Below are 21,665 nucleotides of genomic sequence, written 5' to 3'. Positions count from 1 at the left end.
ATGCTACTGAACGTGCATATTTGCAACAGGAGGCTGAGAATGAGCGACGGCGAGATCCGATTCTATCGGGCAAGCGAGAAGCCGTATGGCGCGTTCAGCAACCTGTACCGGCGTGAGATCGAGTTCGAGGGCGATGTCTATTCGACGAGCGAGCACGCCTATCAGGCTGGCAAGGCGCGCAAGCCCGAGGTTAAGGCCTGGCTGATGGCGGCGCCCTCACCAGCGTTGCTCGCCATGGCGGCACACGGCCTCTATTATTGGGACGTCGCGCCGGGCTGGTCCCAGAGCAAGTTCGATCGCATGCGAGGCGTGCTGCGCGCGAAATTCACGCAGCACCCCGACTTGCGTGAATTGCTGCTATCCACGCAATCGGCACGTCTCGTTGAGGCAGCCACGATCGACAACGAGGTCAACCGCCTGTGGGGTGAGGTCAACGGCCAGGGTCGGAATATGCTCGGCGAGTTGCTGATGGAGCTTCGCGATCAGCTGCGCGGTGAAGCCCGCGAGATCGGCTCAACCCGCAAGGCGGCCTGAGCAGGGGTGCTTATTGGGCCTCGCCGCTGAGCACTGACCGCGCATAAGCCGCGCCACGTTGGCGGAAGAGGCCTCGTGCGCCGACATAGGCGCAATTCTCCGCCGCGAGCCGTTGCCCGGCCTCGATGCCGGGCACCAGCATATCGATCAAGGCCGCTCTGGCGCGAAGGGCGATGGGCCAGCAGCCAATCGATCAAGCCTACACTCACCATGTCGCCTGACCCGCAGGTATCGCGCACTTCGGGTGCCGGATAGGAATGGCACCAATGCCGATTGCTTCCCATGCGAAGCTCCAGTCCGGCCTCACCATAAGTGACGATCGAAATCGCCGTACCCGGAACGCCTTCATCCATGAACCCGTCGAGGCGGTCAGCGGAAAACTTCAGGACGGTAGTCACCGCGACGGCGCGCCGAAACAGGTCCGCGCGCTTCACCTCGGAAGGTTCGAAATAGACGATGGCCCCTGCTCCGGCGGCGGTTTCCATCGCCTCCACGATCGCGTCTGACAAACGGTCGGTATAAAAGATCGCGCAGTTCATCAGCATCGGCCGGGCGTGCTCGACATCCTCTCATTCGATCGGCTCGTAACGAGGCAGTTCCTCGTTCGTCTCGGGGCAGGTGAAAGCGAAGAAATGACTCCCTGACATGGTATCGAGGTGCTGCGCCAAGACCGGTGACCGGCGGTCGCTGCGACGCCGTATGAATCTTGTTTCCGCGCCGGCGCCCTTGAACTCGCCCACGAGCCGGTTGCCGACGTCATCCAGACCAAGATTGAGAACCGGCGCAACGCAACGGCTCAGCATGGCAAGAGACAGCAGAACGTTACCGCAGGATCCGCCTAGTTCCTCCGACGCGACGGCGCGCAGGTCCGCATAGATGCGGTCCAGCACCGTGAAGCCGGTTCCGACAACGTCGACCGTTTCCGTTGCCATCGTCAAAAGGTTCCGCGAATCATTCATGTTCTCATTATGTACCAATTATGTTCTCGTCAGTCGAGTTTATGCGGTCGATGTCGAAGGTGCCATGCGAATCTTCGACTCGCATCGCCTGCAGCATCGTCGACACTGCGGCCGGTCCTGTGAGCGTGTCTCCGAAGAACGTCCAGCAGCCGTTAAGGCTCCCGCAAACACTGTCCACGCTGATGCCATAAGCCCCAGAAAGAAGCTCATGGTCGTTGCCGAGCGGTGAACCGCTGTCGCCGATTCCGATCACTTTTGCAGAAGGATCGCCAGCCCGCGCCACCACCGCCTTCACGACCGCAAGCTTGGAGCTGCGCTGCGGCACCAGGTCGAAACTGTGATGGGAGCGCAGCACCTTAACGCGCCCATCGGCTACCTCTGGACAGGCTCGTATCCTTTCCGCAAATCGAGCCGGTTCCGCGAGATGCGCCTGGTTGAGGGCAAGTTGCACCCGGCCTCGTTTCACAGACCTGCCGGCGGACAAAAGGCCCTCGGCTTCGATCCAGTCAGCCACTCCCAGAATATCTGCATCCTGTCGCGGTTGGTCCTCATCGATGTTCACATCAAGCATCCTGAGGTGTCCGCCGTTATAATAGCCGACGGTGACCGAGGCGTGAACGCGTTCCGGCAGTGCTTCGCGCAGCATGTCACCGACCGATCCCCCGCGCCCCGTTGCAATGCCGAGGATCATGCCACCATCGACAAGTCTTACAAGCTCCTCGATCAGCAGGGGATCGGGCCTTTCAAGCCGGGCCTGGGTGGTGACGATCGTGCCATCATAGTCGAGCACGACCCCACGGAAGCGGGCCTCTCTCAGCCTCTCAATGCGCTCTCGCGCGGTCATGCACACACAGGCGCCCTCATCATCGAGCGGGTCGTGGGCCTCTCGTGCCTTCAGCTTGTGCCGCGCAGCGCCCGACAGTTCCATCGACAGCCGATCAAGGCTCGCGTCGTCGTAGATTGCTTTTGCGAACTCGCCGCGCCCCGGTTTCCCTGGATCGATACCAGCTGCATCGCCCAGCGAGCGGACGATATGAAGGCCTTGCAACACGCCCACCGCGCACCGGAATCTCCCGGCGGCGCCAAAGTCGACCTCCCCGGCACGCAAGCCGGTCGGCAGCGCCTCGGCAATAGGACGCCACACCGCACGGCTTTCCGCGGCTGTCAGCGCCAGGATGAACATTTGGTCCGGATATTTGGCTGCCCAGACGTGGCGACCATGCGCGAAGTTGCGGAAGTCGGTTCGTTGAACAGGCGCGATTCCGGTTTCCCAAAGCGACGTCTCGACCAGTACGGCTATGGTTCTGACGCGCGGATCGCATAAGAGCAGCAACGTATCCCCGGTTCGAAAACCGAGCATGGCGTTGGCCGCGATCGAATCGGGTGCGAGTAGCTCCCGCGCCGTCTGCGCAAAGGCGTCCACGAGTGAATTGCCGGACGGCCGCTCGCAGAGCGCGTCGCAAGCCAGCAACAATGCCGTGATCATCGCCGTCATCGAATGAGTGGCGAGGAAACCGTCCTTCGGATCGGCCACGGGAAGTACGTAAAGACAGCTTTTCGCGCTCGCCGCCGCCGCGACTGCGGTGGCGCCCGACTGCGATACGGTGACAAGCCGAACGGCCACAGCACCTGACTGCGTCGCAGTGCGGTAAGCGGCGGCGACATCGGGATTGTCAGCGCCTGCGCTGAACAGCCAAATCTCACAGCCGCGACAGCTCTCTCCAGACAAAACGAGTTCCATCGGCGTCATCACGACGGTGCGTTCGAAACCAAGCGTGGCACGACATCTCGCGAGAAATTCAGCAGCAACCGCGGAGCCGCCTGAGCCGACTCCTATCACGGTGCGATCCCGGCCTTCCTGCAGGGCATGCGCCAATTCACCATTGCCGCAGCCGCTGACTAGCGTGATCGTCTCGTGAAGGCGCGATAACTTATCCGAGAAAATGGTCATCTGCAGACCGTAGCTCGCGATGGATCGAACCGCGACCGATTCCAATCAAGGTCCGTTTCCGTCCGTCCTGTAGCTCTCAGACTGCCGTCTTCATAACGATGTTCAACGTTTATCGCCCGAGCGTAACGTCTTCTCCAGCAAAACCATCATCTTTCAAGCGGCGGGACAGCGAACGAATGGATCGACGCAATCCGCGAGAAACATCGTCTCGACATGATGCCCCGATCCCTCAGCGAGACTTCGAGCCATCAGCGGCAACTCGCGCACTGAGCGTACGACATCATCCAGAGCGATGGGCGTTGCCGACTCTGGCGGATCGATGCGCAAAACGTTGTTTTTGCCCACGAGCAGATAGGCTTGACCAAGGGCGTTCTTAGACTGGGCGCGTGCTGCTGCCGAAAAGGCGCGCATCAATGCCCATTGCCGGATCCCGCCCGCCCGCGCGTTCTCATTCACCGTGAACTCGGCCTCACCAGTCCCAATGCTTAGGATACGGATATTTTCGCGGGGAATATCATAGCAGGAGAGCACATCGACGAGCGCATTCATCACCGGGTTGTTGGCCCATACACCTCCATCGATCATGACATACCCATCGTCTTCGACCCCGGGGTAATAGGACGGCGCCGCAGTCGTGTGCAGCGCGACATGCGCGAACTTCTTATGGCGGTCTTTCTGGTAATCCGGGTGATGCGGCGTCTTGTAGAGGAAGGGCTCGCCAAATCGCCCTTCGAAGCTCGGAATAACGAGACGGGTTCTGGCATGATCGAGCACCGCTTCCCCGAAGATCGCGAGCAACTCCTCTTTCAAGATGCCCTGATCGTGCTTTGGCCGCGAGATCCACCGGAGGATGCGATGCCATTTGCGCCACCCGCTTAAAGGCGGGAAGATGCGGTCCCCACGTTCGATATAGATTCGAAGCGCGTCGCGCGCGGTCAAACCATGCGCCAGGGCCAGCGCGATGATGCCACCCGTCGACGTGCCAGCCACCATGTCGAAGCAACTCGCGATCGATCGGTCACCGAGAAAGCGCTGCTCCAGCTCGGCGAGATAAGCGGCCGGAAAAACGCCCCGAATGCCTCCACCGTCAATCGACAGGATGCGGAAAACGCGGTCCTTCGGCCAAGGCTGCTTGACGCGCATATGCTGGATCGTGCCATCCGAACGTCGGGCAGGAACATAGGTCATACGGCGCCCGCCAAGTTGGGGACGGCAGCACCATGGCGGCCACCACCGGTCCAGCGACCCGTCATGAGCCAGAGCTCGTAACAAGCGAGCCAATCGCATGCCCACGGCACCGTCGTCTCCGCGATCGCCATCGACGAGTCCCATTGGTCTGCCGCAGGATCGAAGAGGCAAAGGGTCGGATCATTCGCCGGCGGGTAGACATGTGGGAGCTGGCCCTCGACGTTGCCTGGAAGCCGGACCAGTTGCGGCCCCATCACGCGGACGTGAGGAAAATCGCCAAGGCTGTAGCGGATTTCCAGGGTAAACCGGCTGAACTGGGGTCGGACTTTCCCGGTCCACCGGGCGCTCTGCTCTCGACGGTCCAATCCCCGCACGACAAATCCCGGCCATGCCCGACACATCGCGGCGCATTGCGCTTCGATGGTGAGCGCGCCCCTATCCATCAGATGCGGGTACCGTAGAAGCTATGCGGGTGGGCCTGGACAATGCTCGGGCTGGCAACGGCCGCGACCACCCCCGCGCTCGGCAGAAGCAAGCCGCCCCTACGAGTATAGCGCTGTTCCGCGGACTGAACCCCTGCCCCGATCTCTTCCGCCATGCGGTCAGCCGCCTTCGTGACGACGCGGTCCCCGAAGCGATTGCGAAGCCAATCCATCAGTCGATCAGGGAACATCGCGCCGCGCTTCGCGGATTCGAGACCCGCGACGAGATCCTTGAGGTGGTCGGCAAACTCATTCTGCTGAGCGACGTTCTCGGGCCAGCGGTCCGTGAAGACGTCGTCCGCGCAAACCGGATTCGCCACATGCAGCTCGCGGCCATAGAGCGACGCGCTCTCGATATCGCCGATAATCCAGTTCGCAATCCGGATGATCATCTCGGAAAGCGTGCTGTCTGGCTTCGCCGCCATGCCAGCATAGTAGGACAGCATGACCGAAGGCGGGATGCGTCCCTGATAACTGGCATAACGAATGTTGCGAAACCGCTTCACGATCTGCAACGCCAGCGTCGCCATATTCTTCACGGTGAACTCGCACTGATCAGGAACCTCATCGACTTCGGCGTCGGCGCGAATCCCGCCTGCATCCAGGGCGAGCCAGTGATCACGAAACGCCTTGGCCAGGCGATATTCCAGCGGCGTCCGCTCGCGATACCAGTTGGCAAAGCCGAAGGCGTTCATGTCTACGAGACAGTCGCTGACCGAGGGCTGAGGCCCCTTGCCATGGGTGATGAAACTTTCGCGATCGAGCGTCCCATAAGCGCGGAGCGCGGGCGTGATGTCGAGGTGCATGCGATCGGCATAATAAAGCGTCACGCAGCGGGTCTGGCGCACCACTTTCTGAACGGGATAGTCGGCCAAAGCACGCTCGAGGGCGAGGAGAATAGCCAGCGGTTCCATCTGGCGGAATCGGCCGCCGAGCTGGGAGACGATGTCGAGATCATACTCGTCATCGGTACCGCGGTTGGAAATGGTTGCGTCGATCGCCATCGATCCCTGGGGATAGAAATGCTCGATCTGACCTTCGAACTCGGGATCGGCCTCCAGATAGGTCCGGACCGATCCGTAGCGCCCGCTCGCCTTCTTGTGCAGCGAGGGCGGGAGCTGGGTGCTGAGCCCAATCTCCGCAAGAATCCTGTCCAGCGGATCGTCGAAAGGGTTGCGACCCTGAGGCGGAAATGGCGCGTTCAACTTGTCCTCCTTTAAGGCAGACCTGTTCAGCCTGTGGATAAACTCGATATCGCTACTCTGAACTTTACCGTCTGCTCCTTGCATGCCGCTGTCAAGGGTATTAGAGTTATCCTACTCCGAACTTTTGAAGGGCCACTCATTCATGGAGATAAAATTCGGTGACCGGATCAAGGAGCGCCGAACAGCGCTGAAGCTGACCCTTGAGCAGCTGGCCCAGGCAACCGAATCCTCCAAGAGCTACATCTGGGAACTGGAGAACAAGAATCCCCCGCGCCCATCCGCAGAGAAACTCTCGGCAATCGCCAAGGCGCTGGACGTGACGGTGGACTATCTCTTCGGCAGGGACGAGCAGACCCTCGACGAAGCCGAGGACAAGGCCTTCTACCGCTCCTATAGCGGCCTGCCGCCCGAAACGCGCCGAAAGCTTCGCGAAATGGCCAAAATCCTCGGCACGAAAAACGACCAATGAGCCAGGTCGCGCGGCCCCGCCCTCTGAAGGAAGCCGCACGTATCACCCAGATGCTGGATACGGTGCTGGGTGCAGACCGGTTCGATCAGGCGCCCGTCGACATCGCAACCCTGGCGATGGAATATTCGACCAATGTCGCGCCGAACGGCCCTATCCATGAGGTTGTGGAGCAGGACATCCCAGGATGCGTGGGTGCCCTCGTCTGCAGCGACAGCCAGCCTCGGCAATGGGCGATCATGTATAATGTCGGCCAGTCGGAAGGCCGCAGGGCCTATACGATCGGTCACGAATTCGGGCACTTCGTCCTACACCGCGATCTGATCGAAACCGATCCCAGCTATGATCTCGCGATCTATTGCGACGAGGAAGCGGTGACGCAGCGTGATGGGTTGGGCATCGAACAGGAAGCCGATGCATTTGCAGCGGCGCTTTTGATGCCACTCCACGATTTTCGTTCACAGCTCCCTGCGAAGGCTCGCCCTGACTTCGAGAAACTGGGTGAGCTTGCGACGCGATACGGTGTGTCGCTCACGGCCGCAGTCTTGCGATGGCTCGAATACACCGAGACCAGGGCCATGCTCGTCGTGTCAAACGAGGGTTTTGCCCATTGGGCGAAGCCGAGCAAAGCTGCGCTTCGTTCGGGCCGCTACATTCGCACCAAGAATGAGGTGTACGAGCTACCTGCGCTCGCGACCGCTGTAACTCGCGGATTCACGAATGAGACCAAGGCCGGCATTCAACAGGACAGCGGCGTGTGGTTTCCCGAGCCAGTCGTTGAGATGTGCTTGCGATCCGATCGCTATGACCAGGAACTCACCCTCCTTCATTTCGAGAGCAATGGTCCTTGGCATCAAGAGGAAGAAGAGATCAGCGATAGTTTTGACCGTTTCATGGAAAGCTGAGCGCGGTCCCTACATGCGCGCCAGGTGGAATGGCGCTCGCCCGTTCGGTGCCGGCGCTCCCGAATTACCAAAAACTGCTCTTTCTGTCCTATCACCGTGCTCTTCGGCATGAGGCCGCTAGCTGATTGGAAATTCGGGACAATACGGACAAAATATATAATCGCCGCTATTCAGCGTCAGTAAGGAGCGATGATCAATGAAGCCGCAGTTGCACGGTGATGCGAGCGCCGGTGTTCGCGGACTTGTGGAAAGCAAGGTCGGCGAAGTTCTGACGGGCCAGCCCGACCTTACCAAGGGCGCCGCCGCCGATACCGCGCAGATCGCCGCTGTGGTTGCTGCCGCTGTAATCGCGCTACCGCTTGCACAGCAAAAGAGACTGAAGGCCAAGATCGCCGACGTCGTCGACATGATCGCGGCACTCGCCTGTAATGATGATCTGGCCGAGCGCGTCTAGGTTCCAGAGCCTGTCGAGATCGAACAGAGCAAGGGCAGTGGTTTTGGCAAGTCGATCGATGTAGAAGAGGGGCGCATCGACGAGGTCGTAGAGGCCGTGCAAGCCTTGCAACTCTAGGCCGCTTCCACATCCAATTCCGACGATGGGTTAAGGCGTCCGCACCTCTCAGTTTCGCCGCCATCCTGACTTCTGATCATCGCGTTGAACCGCGCGATCAGCCGCAGCGTCCCAGGCGCAGGGTGGTGGAATATCGCCTTGAGCGCGACAGTCGCGCCCGGCTGATCACAATGGTCGGCGGCCGGGTGTGCTGCTCGAGAAAGGTGATCGGCGAAACCCTCAAACGGCGGATTGAAGGTCGCAGTCAGCCTCCCGTTTGCCCATGTGCAGCTCGATATCAGCAGGCTGACTAATTCCCGCTTCCCCACGGCAGGCAGCCAAGCGAGATCCTTATACGCGGCGCGCGCCAAGTCTACTAACGCGACTCCGTCCGACACTAGCGCGCCTGGATTACCAGCAAGCTGTCCCCTCTTCCGAAATGCCATAACACGATCCTCCAGATCGGCATCCGCCTGCGTCTCGCAGAGAGCCTGCCGTATCAGCGCGAACTGCTGATCATCGCATTTCAACTGTCGCAGCAACTCAATGAAATGCTCCTCGAGCACCTCCTGCCGGACATAGCGCTCAGGGCATTTCCCGCGATAACCGGTGCAGTGATAATAGATGTACCGCGCCTTCTTGATCTCGGCGACGATGGCGCAACCGCAATGTCCGCACTTGATCAGCCCGCTGAATGGAAAATCGTGTGGGTCGGCGCGGATGTTCGAAGCAGCACGCCCGTCGAGGATCTCTTGCACGACATCCCATAGCGCGATCGACACTAATGGCTCGTGGACGCCGGCATAGGTCACTCCCGCCCAGTCGAACGAGCCGGTGTAGAAGCGATTACGGAGCACCTTCTGCACCGTGCTGGCGGCAATCGGCCGACCGTTGCGACGCCCCTTGAGGCCAGCCAGCCGTGCCTTTTTCATTATCTGCGTGAGGGAATAGCTCCCGGTGGCGAACCATTCGAACAGTAGGGCGACCAGCGGACCAACTTCGGGCTCGACCACGACGATCTTGCGCCCATTTGGATCGACAACGTTGGCATAGTCGAGCGGTGCATAGGACGGCCATAACCCCTGCCGGGCCTTCTCCAACATGCCCTTGGTGGATTCCTCGGAGAGATTGTCGATGTAGCTCTTCGCAACCAGCACCTTGATGCCGTGCATGAACTTTTCCGAGGATCGGCAATCGTCGGAGAGGATGAAATTCTCCTTCACGAAATGCACCTCGATCCCGAGATCGTCGATGATCGCCCAGTCTTTCAGATTGCGGTACAACCGGTCAGTCTTTTCGACGAGCAGGATGCCGATCTCGGGATCGCGGCGGAGGCAGCGCAGCATCTCGCCAAAGGCGGTACGCCCGGCCTTCTTCGCCGTCTCGACGTCAACATGCGTGCTGGTGACGATGATCCCGTTGAGCGCTGCGTAATCCTCGAGGAGCTTAATCTGCGCAGGGATGGAATAGCCTTCGCGCTCCTGATCCGGTGTGGACACCCGCGCATAGAGAACCGCTTTTCTGACTCCGGAGCTTTTGTCAGTCTTCGTCTTGGTTCGCTTATTTCGATTTCCGGCACTCCTCGGTCTCGCCAACGCTATCGCTCCTGCTTTATTACTCTAGGGAGCCGAGCCTATAGGCGCCGATTTCGATCCATATAGGACGCGATCAAGCTGCCACCGCTTCATAACGAATTACTTCACCGATCAAGCGGCCTTGCCATCGCACGCTGACATCGACATCGCATCCCAGCCGGGACAGCATGCTCAACAGCCGTTCCACGGACATTTCCCGAAACCCACCGCGCAACAACCTCGATAGATCGGATTGTCCCATTCCGATTAGTCGTGAGGCGGCGGTTGGACCAAGACCGCTGGATTTGAGGACGCCGTCGAGCTTGTGCACAAGTTCTGCCCTGAGCTTATGCGTTACAGGATCGGTGAGCCCGAGATCGGCAAACACATTGCCGCTGCTTTCACGGATCGTGTCACCGCTCATTTCTTACCCCCTCTATGCCGCCAATCAGTCCGTATCGGCACCAGATTGCCGAAAACAGCACGCCAATGCCCTCCCCATTGCGCGGGCGAGGGCGATTCGTCATCCTCGCCCCAGATCGATTTTCGGCTTCGCGCAGACCGCCCACGGCGAGAACCACAAAACCGGAATCGATCCGGCAATGCATATCGCAAGCCAAGGTAGGAACGATTGAACCTGGACTCGAAGGCGCTACACACTCGCTACGCAGAGTGATGAACCCCTCGTGTTCGGCGCCACGAAAGTTCCCCGAGCCATGTCTTGGGTATATGCCAAACTAAGTCACGCTGCATCGGCAAATGCGGCGCGATAGCGCTCGACTATTTTGTGAGATTCTATCGAAGGAAGTTGGAAAAAGTTCGAGACGCTTTCAATCCAGGTCACCAGGCGATTTCAATGACTGCGCGAGCGATTTGGCCCTCGCTACTGGCGGTCAGTTCGAAAATTATCGATCGACTCAACTTGATCAACGCTGCCGCCCTCGATCGTCCAACGCTTACCGGCCAGGACTTGAAACCGGCAAGTGCTTCGATGACGCAGCGCTGCATGCGGCCGTTGCGCGCATCGTGGCGCTACTGATTTCTGTCTCTTGCGAGAATCGGTGCGGAGAAGGCACGCCGTGAAGCTGCGGCGTCGCAAATATCCGCCAATATTGTCCAACAATACCGATTGACAATATCGGTAAAAAGAAGGCAGTTTCCGGCATCGGTTCGCAGGAGATGGATGGATGGGCGCAGAAGAGGGACCACCAGACGCATCGCCTAGGCGCATCACCTATCGCCAGGTGCTGGAGGCGAACAACGCGCTGCAGACGATCGGCGACGACACCTATTGGCTGTGCGTGACGCGGACGGTGCAGGAATCGAAGCTGTTCCCCGTCCCGGCGTATATGCTGCTGTCCTACCTCAATTGCTTCTACCGCTACCCGACGCTTCTCAGGAAGATCGAGGCGGTCATGCCCGCCGAGGAGATCGGCGACCGCGCGCGGATGATGGCGGGGAAGTTCGGCAATCTGCCCGGCTGGGCGCTGCCGTGCTTCTTCCTGCTGGGGCGCGAGATGCTGATCAATTTCGGCGCGCTGCGGCCAGAGGATGCAGCGGCGGACACGATCTACGTGCTCGATTTCTGGCGGCGCTTCAAACTGGCGCAGCAGCGTGAGGACGGGCATCTGAACGCGCGTGAATTCGGCCAGCGCGTGCAGTTGCTGCCCGAACGCCGCGTGCAGGTTTTCCACGCCGACCTCAACGCCTGCGCGCCGGGCGATCGGCTGCACAAGGCGGCGCACGCATTCCTGGCCGCCGCATCGCAATACGGCTTCATGATTTCCTGCGAGAGCCGGGTCACGCTCAACAATTCGGGACCATACAAGCTCGCGCCCGACCGCGAACTGATCGTGCGCGATTTCAACGATCTGGCGCAGGGCGATTTCCCGTGGCTCGACGGCGTGGGGGACGACATCGCGCACAACAATCTGACCGTCACGATGGAAGTGAAGGACTGCCACTTCTACCTGATGGACGATTGGGGCAGTTTCGAATCGCGCCCCGAATTCACCGCCGACAAACTGGTCGGGGTCGGCCTCTACACCTCGGACGTGTTGAGCGAAGGGTATCAGCCGGTCGGCATGGGCTCGGCGGACGAACTAACGGAAACTTTCGAGGCGCTGACCGAGCAGATCCGCACCGCGATCGCCGCGCTGTGGCGGCGCGTCGCCACTTGGTCGCGCGATCAGATGATGGACGCGGGCGCGATCGTCTATTTCTCGATCGTGAAGGATTTCGCCCACGTCGCGGGGGTCTATGACGTCGGCGACTGGATGACGATCGACGAACGCGCCGATCGTTTCCGCCCGCTGCTGAACGACGAATTCGGCCGCGATTTTCTCGGCTCTCTGGTCGGTCTCGTCGATCAGCAATCGCAGCAGCTGCAGGGCTATGCGATGATGCAGCACAACAACCAGCCTGCGCGTTACTGCACGCAGGTGCCCCCGACCGTGATCGACGGCGACGGTGTCGCGCAGCCCGACGGCATCGCGCCGGGCGTGTCGAGCCTGGGCGGCAAGGTCGATCGCTACACCACCACCGCGGGCGCGCTGACGCTGGCCGATTACAATGCGCAGGCGCGCGCCTTCCGCCCGGCGCAGCTCGACCCGCAATATGCGCATCTGTCCGACGGCTGGCTGAAATGGAACGCCGGCGATCCGCGCGCCGACGCGCTGTACCGGATCGAACAGGCCACATCACGCACGCTGAAGGATCGCGGCATCGGGCTGACCCCGGCGGCGATCGAGGCGCTGCGCGCGGCGCGCTGAGGAGAACGGGGATGAGCGACACCGTCCGCACCGACGACATCGCGGCGCTGCTGCAACAGTTCCGCGCGTCCGACCTCACCGAACTTCACCTGAAGACCGAAGGGTTCGAACTGTTCGTATCGAACGACCCCGCCGCCGCTGCGCCGCAGTCCGGCACGGCCGCGAAGCCCGCGCAAACCGCGCCGAAGCCGCCCGCGGTTTCGCCGACAGCGGAACCCGCCGCAGCCGAGATACCCGAGGGTTTCGACGTGGTGCGCGCCCCGTACCTCGGCCATTTCTACCGCGCCCCGAAACCGGGCGAACCGAATTTCTGCGAGGTGGGCGATACGGTCGAACCCGGCGCGGAGCTGTGCCTGGTCGAGGTGATGAAATTGTTCACCGCGGTGCGCGCCGAAACCCGGGGCGTGGTGCGGAACGTCTATGCGGTCGACGGACAGATGGTGGTCGAAGGCCAGCCGTTGTTCGCGCTCGAACCCGCACGCTGACCGATGGCGTTGAAACGGCTCTTCGTCGCCAATCGCGGAGAGATCGCGCTGCGCATCGTCCGCGCGGCGCAGGCGCTGAACATCGAAACGGTGATCGGTGTATCCGACGCCGACCGCGACAGCGCCGCTGCCCGGATGGCGGATCGCGCGATCGTGATCGGTCCGGGCGCGGCGGGGAAAAGCTATCTCGACCCGCGGCTGATCGTTCATGCCGCGCGCGCGAGCGGGTGCGACGCGGTGCATCCCGGCTATGGTTTCCTGTCCGAACGCGCCGCACTGCCGCGGCTGTGCGCGCAGCACGGCCTGATCTTCGTCGGGCCGGAAGCCGACACGATCGAGGCGCTGGGCGACAAGCTCTCCGCCCGCGCGATGGCGCGCGACGCAGGCGTGTTTTTGGTCCCCGGCAGCGACAAGATCGCGAGCGCCGCCGACGCCGCGCGCGTGGCGGACGACATCGGCTATCCCGTGCTGCTGAAGGCCTCGGCCGGGGGCGGCGGGCGCGGCATGGTGATCGCAAACGACCGCGCCGAGGTGGAGGCGGGATTCGCAAAGGCCAGCGCGGAGGCGCAGGCCGCGTTCAACGACGGTACGCTCTTCATCGAACGCTTCGTACCGCGCGCGCGCCATGTCGAGGTGCAGCTGATGGGCGACGGCCACGGCAAGGTGCTGCATTTCGGCGAGCGCGACTGTTCGGTCCAGCGCCGCTACCAGAAACTGGTCGAGGAAGCGCCGTCGGTCGCGATGCCCGACGACCTGCGGCGGAAACTCCACGACAGCGCGGTCGCGCTGGCGGCGAGCGTCGATTATCGCAGCGCCGGGACCGCCGAATTCCTGTTCGACGTCGACCGCGGCGAAATCTATTTCATCGAGGTCAACGCGCGCATTCAGGTCGAACATCCGGTTACCGAACAGGTCACCGGCGCGGATCTGGTCGGGTGGCAATTGCGGATCGCGGGGGGCGAGGCGCTCGACCTCGACCAGTCCGCAATCCGCCTTTCCGGCCATGCGATCGAATGCCGCATCAACGCCGAGGATCCGGCGCGCGATTTCCTCCCCTCCCCCGGCACGATCCGCCGCTGGCACGTGCCAACCGGCGACGGCATCCGCATCGACACGCACATGACGGAGGGCGCGACGATCCCGCCGTACTACGATTCGATGGTCGCCAAGTTGATCGTCACCGGCGACACGCGCGACCACGCGATCGAGCGACTGGAGCACGCGCTCGCCGCGTTCGAGGTGGAGGGCGTGCCGACCACGATCGCGCTCCACCGCGCCATCGTCGCGCATCCCGATTTCCGCGAAAACCGCATCCACACCCGCTGGCTGGAGCAGGTGCTGCTCCCGACGTTCGGAGCCTGACCCATGACCCACATCAGCTTCCTCGATGAAACGATGCGCGACGGGCAGCAGAGCCTGTGGGGGATGCGGATGCAGGCCGGGCAGGCCTATCCGGTCATCCCGACGATCGATCGCACGGGATATTCGACGATCAGCCTGGCGGGATCGTCGCTGTTCGAGGTGCTGGTGCGCAACTGCCGGGAAGACCCGTGGGCGGGCTTCGACCTGATGATGAGCCAGATCAAGCGAACGCCGGTGCGCGGCGGCATCCGCTCGAACGGGTCGGTGACCTTCGGCTTCACCCCCGACGTGCTGATGGATTTGTGGATGGAGCGCCTGTGCGTCCACGGCGTCAGGTCATGGTGGATCTACGACGTGCTGTTCAACATCGACAAGATGGCGCGGCTGGCGAAACTGGCGAAGACATACGGCTGCAAGGTCGCGGGGACGATGCTGTTCACGCTGTCGCCGGTGCATGACGATGCATTCTGGGCGGACAAGGCCGACAAGCTTTCCGCGCTGCCCGACGTCGACAGCCTGCTGCTGTACGATACCGGCGGCGTGCTCGATCGCGAGCGGATCAAGACTTTGGTCCCGGCGATCGTCGCGAGGGCGCGCGGCAAGCCGATCGAGATGCATTCGAACAACATGCTCGGGCAGTCGGCCAAGGCCTATTGCGATGCGGTCGAATTCGGCGTGACGGTGCTCCACACCGCGGCGCGATCGATGGCGAACGGCCCGTCGATCCCGTCGATCGACATCATGGTCAAGAACATGGAGACGCTGGGCCACACGCACGACATCGACACGTCGTTGCTGCAACCCGTCTCCGACCATTTCCGGCAGGTCGCGAAGGCCGCGGGCTACCTTCACGACCAGCATTACGAATACGATATCACCTCGCTGACCACGCAGATTCCCGGCGGCATGATGGGGACGTTGCGCAACCAGCTGATCCAGCAGAACATGCTCGACAAATTGCCCGAGGTGCTGACTGAAGTCGCCGAGGTCCGCCGCGAACTCGGCTATCCGGGGATGGCGACGCCGTTCGCGCAGCTGGTCGGCACGGTCGCGGTGCTCAACATCGTCACCGGCAAACGCTATGGCACGGTCCCCGACGAGGTGATCCAGTACGCCGCTGGCTATTACGGCGACCCGCCCGCGCCGATCGACCCGCAGGTGATGGACCGCATCATGGCCGCGCCGCGCGCGAAGGAGATCGTCAACAACCCGCCGCCGCAACCCGACGTCACCGACCTGAAACGCCAGCACGGAACGGATGACGAGGACGAACTGATCCTGCGCGCCCTGGTCCCCGCCGCGGATATCGAGCGGATGCGGCGGACCGGCCCGCCCGCGCGCGATTTCCCTACCCTGTCCTCCCCCGAACTCGATCAAGTCGCGCGCCTGATGACGATTGCCGCCGCCCCGGTCGTGCGGCTCAAGACCGAGACGCTCGACATGACGCTCAGGCGCTGACCATGCGAATGATCGATTTCTTCGATCGCGGCGCGCGCAACGCCCCCGACCGCGCGTGCATCGTCACGGATACCAGCGTCAGCAATTACGCCGCGGTGCGCGCGCAATCCAACCGCATCGGCCACGCGCTGATCGCCGATGGTTTCGGCCCCGGCGCACACGGCGCAGTGCTTTCAGGCAACTCTCCGATCGCGTTCGAGGCAGTGCTGGGCATCCTGCGCGCCGATGGCGTGTGGACGATGGCCAACCACCGCGCGAGCGTCGATGAGAACGCCTATCTGCTCGACCTGCTCGACGTCGACACATTGTTCTTCGCGACCGAAGTCGCCGATCGCATCGCCCGGTTTCGCGCCGATTGCCCCAACATCCGCCGCTACGTCTCGATCGACGCGCCACACCCGGCAGCCGACACGTACCTCGGCGACTGGATCGATCGGTATCCCGACAGCGAGGTGCCGCAACGCCGCGACGGCAAGCCCGACGAACTCGCCTTCCTCGCCAATACCGGGGGCACGACGGGGCGATCGCGCGGCGTGATGCTGACCAACCTCGTGTGGCAGTCGCTCGTGTCCAGCCTGGTCGCGTCGATGCCGATGAAGACCCCGCCGGTGAACCTCGTCGCCGCGCCGATGACTCACGCCGCAGGGCCGCTGGCGCTGGCCAGCATGGCGCTGGGCGGGACGGTGGTGGTGCTGCCTGCGTTCGATCCGGGCGCGGTGCTCGACGCGATCGAGCTGCACCGCGTGACGTATATGTTCCTGCCGCCCACCGCGATATATATGCTGCTTGCGCATCCCGACGTCCGCCGGCGCGACCTCTCCAGCCTGGAGTATATCTCCTACGCCGGCGCGCCGATGTCGCTCGATCGGCTGCGCGAGGCGATCGCGGTGTTCGGCCCGGTGATGAACGCCAGCTTCGGCCAGACCGAGGCGCCGATGTGCGTCACCGCGATGCCGCCGCACGCGCATCTGAACGAAGCGGGCGACCTCGCGCATTCCGGTAGTTGCGGGCAGGCGAACCTGTTGTCGCGGGTCGAGGTGATGGACGACGACGGCCATCTGCTGCCGCCGGGAGAACGCGGTGAAATCGTCGTGCGCGGGCCGCTGGTGATGGCGGGCTATTACAAGAATCCCGAGGCGACCGGTGACGTTTCACGCTTCGGCTGGCATCATACCGGCGACATCGGATATCGCGACGACGGCGGCTGGTTCTACATCGTCGACCGCAAGAAGGACATGATCATCTCGGGTGGATTCAACGTCTATCCGGCCGAGGTCGAACAGGCGCTGCAGGCGCATCCCGCGGTGCAGGACTGCGCGGTGTTCGGCGTGCCCGACGACAAATGGGGCGAGGCCGTGACCGCGGTGGTCGAATGCCGCGCGGGAACCGAACCGCCCCCAGCCGTTGACCTGATCGCCTTTGCCCGCGAACGATTGGGGGCGGTGAAGACGCCGAAGACGCTGACCTTCATCGACAGCCTGCCGCGCAGCAACGCGGGCAAGGTGCTGCGCGCGGCGCTCCGCAAACCCTATTGGGAAAACCGCGGGAGCGCGATCTGATGCGCGGCGTCGACGTGATCGGCACCGCGATGACGCCGTTCGGCCGTCATCTCGATCGCACCCATACCGATCTGGCGCAGGCCGCGGTGCGCGGCGCGCTGGACGATGCCGGGATCGCGCCCGGCCGGCTCGATACGACGATCTACGCCAATGTCACGCAGGCGTTCGTTGCGGGAGAGATGTCGATTCCCGGCGAATATGTCCTCCGCCCGCTCAGCATCACCGGCGTGCGGACATTCCGGGTCGAGGCGGCGTGCGCCAGCGCGACGATGGCGTTCCACCTCGCCTTCGACCTGATCCGCAGCGGTCTGGCCGACGTCGTGCTCGCGGTCGGTGCGGAGAAACTCTACACGCAGGACCGAGAGAAGCGTTTCGCGGTGTTCCAGCAACCGCTCGATATCGGTGTCGCGGCAGATTATCTGAAACGGACCGAAGGCCGTCTGGCCGCCATACCGCCCGGCCTCGACACCGTCAGCCCCAACGTCCTGATGGAGGCCTATGCCGCGCAGGCGCGGCTGCACATGGCGACCTACGGTTCGACGCAGGAGCAGTTCGCCGCGGTCGCCGCCAAGAACCACATGCATTCGGTCGACAACCCGCTGTCGCAATACCGCAACCCGATGACCGTCGCGGAAGTGCTCGCCGCGCCGGTCGTCGCCTGGCCGCTGACCAATCCGATGTGCGCCCCGATCAGCGACGGCGCGGCGGCGGCGATCCTGTGCGCCGCCGATCTGACGGCGGCGCTCGGCGCGACCGACCGCGCGATCCGCATCCTCGCCTGCCGATCGCGCACCGGCAGCGACCGCGATCCTGCCGACTACGCCGCGCACGTCACCCGGCAGGTGTCTGACTTGGCCTACGTCGACGCGGGCCTCGGGCCAGCCGACGTGGACGTAGCCGAGGTGCATGACGCGAGCTCCTCGGGAGAGGTCGTGCAGGTCGAGGCCTTGGGTCTATGCAAACCCGGCGAAGGCGGCGCGGATGCCCTGAACGGCGCGACAGCGCTCGGCGGGCGGATACCGGTCAACGTATCGGGCGGGCTGGTGTCGAAGGGCCATCCGCTCGGCGCAACCGGCCTCGCGCAGATCCATGATCTCGTCCTGCAACTCCGCGGTACCGCAGGGAAGCGGCAGGTGCCCGACGCCCGCATCGCGCTCGCCGAGAACAGCGGCGGTTTCTACGGTGTGGAAGACGCGATGTCCTGCGTCACGATCTTGGCTAGCCGCTAGCCGCTAGGCGCTAGCCGCAAACGCATAACCGGGCAGCGCCTCGACCGTCTTGCGCGTCGCCGCGAAATGCTTGCGCACGGCGCGTTCGGCCTTTGCGGGGTCGTTCTCGGCCACCGCCTCCGCGATCTTCGCATAGCCGTTAGCATGACGCTTGCGCTGGTCCTTCGTCTGCGCGGTCTCGAACTGCGCACGGAACAGATCCGTGCGCGCCAGCGGGATCACCTTGCCCAGTTCGCTGTTGCCGCCGATCTCGATCAGCCGGTCGTAGAACAGCCGCCGGTTCTCGAGATAGTTCGCGCGCGCGCCCCCGTCGGCGATCGCGCCGAGTTCGGCCGCGATCCGCTTCAGTTCAGCCTTGTCGCGATCGTTGCGGCATTCCTGCGCCGCCAGCTTTGCGGCAAGTCCGCACAACGGCTCCAGCACGTCGAGCAGGTCATGCACGCTCTTGCGATCCAGCGCGGCGATGAACGCGCCGCGAAAGCGCGTCAGTTTCACGATGCCGATCGACGACAGCTGTTTCAGCCCCTCGCGCAGCGAGCCGCGGCTGACGCCGAAGCGCCGCGTCAGGTCGCCCTCGACCAGATGCTGCCCCGGCGCCATCTGGCCCGACCGGATGCAGTAGATCAGCCCTTCGGTGACCCGCTGGATGATGTCGCCCTCGGGCGGCGGACCATCGTCCGCTTCTGCAGTTCGTGCGGTCATTCAGGCAAACCTTCGCGACAAATCCTCAACCAGCGATTCGCAGGTCATGTCCAGATGCATGGGCGTGACTGATACAGCATTGTTCGCGGTGGCGTAGAGGTCGGTTCCGGCCGCCGGATCGGCCGCCTGCGGGCTGATCTTGATCCAGTAATAGGGCACGAAGCGTTCGTCCTCGCGCCGCACCGGCACGAACCCGCCCGCCGGACGCCGCCCCTGCCGCGTGACTTCGATGCCGGTGATCGCCTCCGGCGCGACGTTGGGCACGTTCACGTTGACGAACGCGCCCGGCGGCCAGTCCATCGCCAGCAGCCGGTCGATGATATCGGGCAGGTATGCCTCCGACGCGGCCCAGTTCGCCGGATTGCCATAGGATCGCATCTGGCTGAGCGCGACCGAAGGAATGCCCAGCACCGCGCCTTCCTTCGCCGCCGCGCATGTGCCCGAATACAGCACGTCCTCGGCCAGATTGGGGCCGTCGTTGATCCCCGACAGCAGGATGTCGGGCCGCCGCCCGTCGCCCATCAGTTCGTAGATGCCGAGCAATGCGCAGTCGGTCGGCGATCCGCGCACCGCGAAATGACGCTCGTCGCGCCGCCTGGCGCGGATCGGGTGGTTGATCGAGATCGAATGGCTCGCGCCGGATCGTTCCTCGTCGGGCGCGACGACCCAGATGTCGTCGGTGAAGCGTCGCACCATCTGTTCGAGCAACTGGATCCCACGGCCGTCGATTCCGTCGTCGTTGACGATCAGGACGCGTTGTTGCGCCATCGGCGATTCTCCCCTTCATCCTGCCGCATATCATGCCACGATATCCGCAAAACAGTCCAATCATATCGTTCGACGAAATCATCCGGTCACGAGTTGACAATCCAGGCCTCTTTGCGGATGATGAGATTACAAAACCGCTCGTGGAATCGAGGGAGAGGCCATGGCGTATCTGCCGATCGACACCATCCGTCACGCCCGCCCGCCCGCCAGCCCGATCGTTGAAGCGACGCTGGCGCTGGTCCGCGCGCGCATCCGCGACGCTTATGGCGAACATCTGAAATCGGGCGGCGCGGGTTTCGACGATTTCGTCTTCGCCGCGCCCAATGCCGGGATCACTCGCGCCGATTTGGAGGCGGTCGAACAGGCGCTGCTCGACGCCGGACACCGCTTCGACTGGTCCGCCGCGATCTCGGTCGCCGAACGTCCCGACGCGTACAAGGGCGGCGCGGATTCGGGCGCGGACTTCATGTTCGATCATGCCGAGGCGGTGACCGAAGCAGCGGACAGCGACGGCCGCACGCGCGTGGGTCAGGGCGACAACGTCGTGCGCCACGACGCCGACGTCAGCGGCACTGCGCGCTATATCCGATCGAACGACCGCGTGCTCGCCTATCTCACCGACGGCGTGCCGGCGGGCACGATCGCGATCATCGACGATTCGGGCGGTACGCTGACCGCGCCGATCATCGACCAGTTCGCCGGTATCCTGTGCGCCGGCGGCACGGTGCGATCGCATCTCGGCATCCTGGCGCGCGAATTCGGCATACCCTGTTTCATGAACGCCAAATTGAGCGGCATCCGGGACGGCGACCGCGTGCTGATGGAGACCACCGCCGCCCCGCGCACGACCGAGGATTATCAGACCGCGACCGAACGCACCGGGCGCGTCTGGCGACTGGAGGGCGCGGCATGATGGACGACCGCACGCTCGCCTTCCACGGCCTCGCGATCAAGCGCCACGCAGACGCCGCGGCGGTCGCGGCGCTGACCGGGCAATCGATCGACACGGTGACGCAGGAACTGGCCGCCGCGGTCGCGACCGGCCGCGCGATCGAGGCGCGCGGCGGTTACACGCTCACCCCGCTCGCCCGCGTCGCGCTGCAGGCGAATTACGCGCTGCACTTCGCCGCGCCGCGCGCCGACGACGCGTTCATCCAGGCGTACCACGGGTTTGAACGGATCAACCCCGACCTGAAACAGATCATCACCGATTGGCAGACGATGGAGGTGCGAGGCGAACGCCGCACGAACGACCACAGCGATGCGGCGTATGACGACAAGGTCATCGACCGGCTCTCCACCTTGCACGAACGCGCCGAACCCGTCCTGACCGGCCTGTCGCGCGGCATCCCGCGGCTGAAGATCTACGCCGATAAACTGGAAGCCGCGCTCGACAAGGCGGAAGGCGGCGACCCCGCGTGGGTCAGCGACATCCACCGCGACAGTTACCACACCGTCTGGTTCGAACTGCACGAGGAACTGCTGCGCATCATGGGGCGGGAGCGCGAGGAGTGACG

21 protein-coding genes are annotated in these 21,665 nt (G+C 63.2%); 12 read left to right on the top strand and 9 right to left on the bottom strand.

Annotated features, from left to right (window positions below; genetic code table 11):
* Positions 1-39: 39 nt before the first annotated feature.
* Positions 40-534, top strand: coding sequence for an NADAR family protein (locus M0208_RS16470; RefSeq protein ID WP_258892752.1), 495 nt, complete (start codon positions 40-42; stop codon positions 532-534).
* Here M0208_RS16470 and M0208_RS16465 read toward each other — a convergent pair.
* From M0208_RS16465 to M0208_RS16445, 5 genes are all read right to left on the bottom strand, one after another.
* The gene (locus M0208_RS16465; RefSeq protein WP_258892751.1) at positions 483-1,079 is read right to left on the bottom strand and encodes a hypothetical protein; all 597 of its coding nucleotides are present in this window, start codon (positions 1,077-1,079) and stop codon (positions 483-485) included. The genes M0208_RS16470 and M0208_RS16465 overlap by 52 nt on opposite strands.
* Positions 1,080-1,103: 24 nt before the next feature.
* A complete protein-coding gene (locus M0208_RS16460; RefSeq protein ID WP_258892750.1) occupies positions 1,104-1,466 on the bottom strand; it encodes a hypothetical protein in 363 nt (120 codons plus the stop codon).
* A gap of 34 nt (positions 1,467-1,500) precedes the next feature.
* A complete protein-coding gene (locus M0208_RS16455) occupies positions 1,501-3,444 on the bottom strand; it encodes a hypothetical protein (RefSeq protein ID WP_258892749.1) in 1,944 nt (647 codons plus the stop codon).
* Between the two features lie 153 nt (positions 3,445-3,597).
* Positions 3,598-4,632, bottom strand: a complete 1,035-nt coding sequence (locus M0208_RS16450) for a CBASS cGAMP-activated phospholipase (RefSeq protein ID WP_258892748.1) — start codon at positions 4,630-4,632, stop codon at positions 3,598-3,600.
* 442 nt (positions 4,633-5,074) lie between these two features.
* A complete protein-coding gene (locus tag M0208_RS16445) occupies positions 5,075-6,319 on the bottom strand; it encodes a nucleotidyltransferase (RefSeq protein ID WP_258892747.1) in 1,245 nt (414 codons plus the stop codon).
* Between the two features lie 142 nt (positions 6,320-6,461).
* Here M0208_RS16445 and M0208_RS16440 point away from each other — a divergent pair, with 142 nt between their 5' ends.
* The 3 genes from M0208_RS16440 (at position 6,462) to M0208_RS16430 (ending at position 8,144) form a co-directional block, all read left to right on the top strand.
* Positions 6,462-6,788, top strand: coding sequence for a helix-turn-helix domain-containing protein (locus M0208_RS16440; protein ID WP_258892746.1), 327 nt, complete (start codon positions 6,462-6,464; stop codon positions 6,786-6,788).
* Positions 6,785-7,690 (top strand): ImmA/IrrE family metallo-endopeptidase, encoded by a 906-nt coding sequence (locus M0208_RS16435; protein ID WP_258892745.1) that lies wholly within the window; start codon positions 6,785-6,787, stop codon positions 7,688-7,690. The genes M0208_RS16440 and M0208_RS16435 overlap by 4 nt, the downstream gene beginning before the upstream one ends.
* A gap of 196 nt (positions 7,691-7,886) precedes the next feature.
* The gene (locus M0208_RS16430; protein WP_258892744.1) at positions 7,887-8,144 is read left to right on the top strand and encodes a hypothetical protein; all 258 of its coding nucleotides are present in this window, start codon (positions 7,887-7,889) and stop codon (positions 8,142-8,144) included.
* Between the two features lie 113 nt (positions 8,145-8,257).
* Here the strand turns inward: M0208_RS16430 and M0208_RS16425 are convergent, their stop codons facing one another.
* Together M0208_RS16425 and M0208_RS16420 are read right to left on the bottom strand one after the other, a co-directional pair.
* Positions 8,258-9,835: a recombinase family protein gene (locus M0208_RS16425; protein WP_258892743.1), complete on the bottom strand. Its 1,578-nt coding sequence runs from the start codon at positions 9,833-9,835 to the stop codon at positions 8,258-8,260.
* Between the two features lie 73 nt (positions 9,836-9,908).
* Positions 9,909-10,238, bottom strand: a complete 330-nt coding sequence (locus M0208_RS16420) for a helix-turn-helix domain-containing protein (RefSeq protein WP_258892742.1) — start codon at positions 10,236-10,238, stop codon at positions 9,909-9,911.
* A gap of 763 nt (positions 10,239-11,001) precedes the next feature.
* Between M0208_RS16420 and M0208_RS16415 the strand changes: the two genes are divergently transcribed.
* From M0208_RS16415 to M0208_RS16390, 6 genes are read left to right on the top strand one after another with little or no spacing between them, the layout of a single operon-like run.
* Positions 11,002-12,585, top strand: coding sequence for a hypothetical protein (locus tag M0208_RS16415; protein WP_258892741.1), 1,584 nt, complete (start codon positions 11,002-11,004; stop codon positions 12,583-12,585).
* A gap of 11 nt (positions 12,586-12,596) precedes the next feature.
* A complete protein-coding gene (locus M0208_RS16410) occupies positions 12,597-13,070 on the top strand; it encodes a biotin/lipoyl-containing protein (RefSeq protein ID WP_258892740.1) in 474 nt (157 codons plus the stop codon).
* Positions 13,071-13,073: 3 nt separating this feature from the next.
* A complete protein-coding gene (locus tag M0208_RS16405) occupies positions 13,074-14,432 on the top strand; it encodes an acetyl/propionyl/methylcrotonyl-CoA carboxylase subunit alpha (protein ID WP_258892739.1) in 1,359 nt (452 codons plus the stop codon).
* A gap of 3 nt (positions 14,433-14,435) precedes the next feature.
* Positions 14,436-15,890 carry a pyruvate carboxylase gene (locus M0208_RS16400; RefSeq protein WP_258892738.1) on the top strand — a complete coding sequence of 485 codons (1,455 nt, stop codon included), beginning with the start codon at positions 14,436-14,438 and terminating at the stop codon, positions 15,888-15,890.
* Positions 15,891-15,892: 2 nt separating this feature from the next.
* Positions 15,893-17,449, top strand: coding sequence for an AMP-binding protein (locus M0208_RS16395; RefSeq protein WP_258892737.1), 1,557 nt, complete (start codon positions 15,893-15,895; stop codon positions 17,447-17,449).
* Positions 17,449-18,678, top strand: a complete 1,230-nt coding sequence (locus M0208_RS16390) for a thiolase family protein (protein WP_258892736.1) — start codon at positions 17,449-17,451, stop codon at positions 18,676-18,678. Before M0208_RS16395 ends, M0208_RS16390 begins: the two co-directional genes overlap by 1 nt.
* Positions 18,679-18,681: 3 nt before the next feature.
* Here the strand turns inward: M0208_RS16390 and M0208_RS16385 are convergent, their stop codons facing one another.
* Both M0208_RS16385 and surE read right to left on the bottom strand, forming a co-directional pair.
* On the bottom strand, positions 18,682-19,380 hold the full coding sequence (locus M0208_RS16385; RefSeq protein WP_258892735.1) for a GntR family transcriptional regulator: 699 nt from the start codon (positions 19,378-19,380) through the stop codon (positions 18,682-18,684).
* Positions 19,381-20,148 carry a 5'/3'-nucleotidase SurE gene (surE, locus tag M0208_RS16380; RefSeq protein ID WP_258892734.1) on the bottom strand — a complete coding sequence of 256 codons (768 nt, stop codon included), beginning with the start codon at positions 20,146-20,148 and terminating at the stop codon, positions 19,381-19,383.
* Positions 20,149-20,308: 160 nt separating this feature from the next.
* Here surE and M0208_RS16375 point away from each other — a divergent pair, with 160 nt between their 5' ends.
* Positions 20,309-21,061 carry a PEP-utilizing enzyme gene (locus M0208_RS16375; RefSeq protein ID WP_258892733.1) on the top strand — a complete coding sequence of 251 codons (753 nt, stop codon included), beginning with the start codon at positions 20,309-20,311 and terminating at the stop codon, positions 21,059-21,061.
* The gene (locus M0208_RS16370) at positions 21,058-21,663 is read left to right on the top strand and encodes a hypothetical protein (RefSeq protein WP_258892732.1); all 606 of its coding nucleotides are present in this window, start codon (positions 21,058-21,060) and stop codon (positions 21,661-21,663) included. Before M0208_RS16375 ends, M0208_RS16370 begins: the two co-directional genes overlap by 4 nt.
* Positions 21,664-21,665 lie beyond the last annotated feature (2 nt).

The organism is Sphingomonas sp. SUN019, from assembly GCF_024758705.1.
In the GTDB taxonomy this organism is placed as follows: Bacteria; Pseudomonadota; Alphaproteobacteria; order Sphingomonadales; family Sphingomonadaceae; genus Sphingomonas.
Note: the sequence above shows the minus strand (reverse complement) of the source record. Positions and strands in the feature narration are given on the sequence as shown.

Coding starts and splice junctions, on each gene's coding strand:
- M0208_RS16470 (WP_258892752.1), top strand. CDS start 40: ATGAGCGACGGCGAGATCCGATTCTATCGGGCAAGCGAGAAGCCGTAT.
- M0208_RS16465 (WP_258892751.1), bottom strand. CDS start 1,079: ATGCTGATGAACTGCGCGATCTTTTATACCGACCGTTTGTCAGACGCG.
- M0208_RS16460 (WP_258892750.1), bottom strand. CDS start 1,466: ATGGCAACGGAAACGGTCGACGTTGTCGGAACCGGCTTCACGGTGCTG.
- M0208_RS16455 (WP_258892749.1), bottom strand. CDS start 3,444: ATGACCATTTTCTCGGATAAGTTATCGCGCCTTCACGAGACGATCACG.
- M0208_RS16450 (WP_258892748.1), bottom strand. CDS start 4,632: ATGACCTATGTTCCTGCCCGACGTTCGGATGGCACGATCCAGCATATG.
- M0208_RS16440 (WP_258892746.1), top strand. CDS start 6,462: ATGGAGATAAAATTCGGTGACCGGATCAAGGAGCGCCGAACAGCGCTG.
- M0208_RS16435 (WP_258892745.1), top strand. CDS start 6,785: ATGAGCCAGGTCGCGCGGCCCCGCCCTCTGAAGGAAGCCGCACGTATC.
- M0208_RS16430 (WP_258892744.1), top strand. CDS start 7,887: ATGAAGCCGCAGTTGCACGGTGATGCGAGCGCCGGTGTTCGCGGACTT.
- M0208_RS16420 (WP_258892742.1), bottom strand. CDS start 10,238: ATGAGCGGTGACACGATCCGTGAAAGCAGCGGCAATGTGTTTGCCGAT.
- M0208_RS16415 (WP_258892741.1), top strand. CDS start 11,002: ATGGGCGCAGAAGAGGGACCACCAGACGCATCGCCTAGGCGCATCACC.
- M0208_RS16410 (WP_258892740.1), top strand. CDS start 12,597: ATGAGCGACACCGTCCGCACCGACGACATCGCGGCGCTGCTGCAACAG.
- M0208_RS16405 (WP_258892739.1), top strand. CDS start 13,074: ATGGCGTTGAAACGGCTCTTCGTCGCCAATCGCGGAGAGATCGCGCTG.
- M0208_RS16400 (WP_258892738.1), top strand. CDS start 14,436: ATGACCCACATCAGCTTCCTCGATGAAACGATGCGCGACGGGCAGCAG.
- M0208_RS16395 (WP_258892737.1), top strand. CDS start 15,893: ATGCGAATGATCGATTTCTTCGATCGCGGCGCGCGCAACGCCCCCGAC.
- M0208_RS16390 (WP_258892736.1), top strand. CDS start 17,449: ATGCGCGGCGTCGACGTGATCGGCACCGCGATGACGCCGTTCGGCCGT.
- M0208_RS16385 (WP_258892735.1), bottom strand. CDS start 19,380: ATGACCGCACGAACTGCAGAAGCGGACGATGGTCCGCCGCCCGAGGGC.
- surE (WP_258892734.1), bottom strand. CDS start 20,148: ATGGCGCAACAACGCGTCCTGATCGTCAACGACGACGGAATCGACGGC.
- M0208_RS16375 (WP_258892733.1), top strand. CDS start 20,309: ATGGCGTATCTGCCGATCGACACCATCCGTCACGCCCGCCCGCCCGCC.
- M0208_RS16370 (WP_258892732.1), top strand. CDS start 21,058: ATGATGGACGACCGCACGCTCGCCTTCCACGGCCTCGCGATCAAGCGC.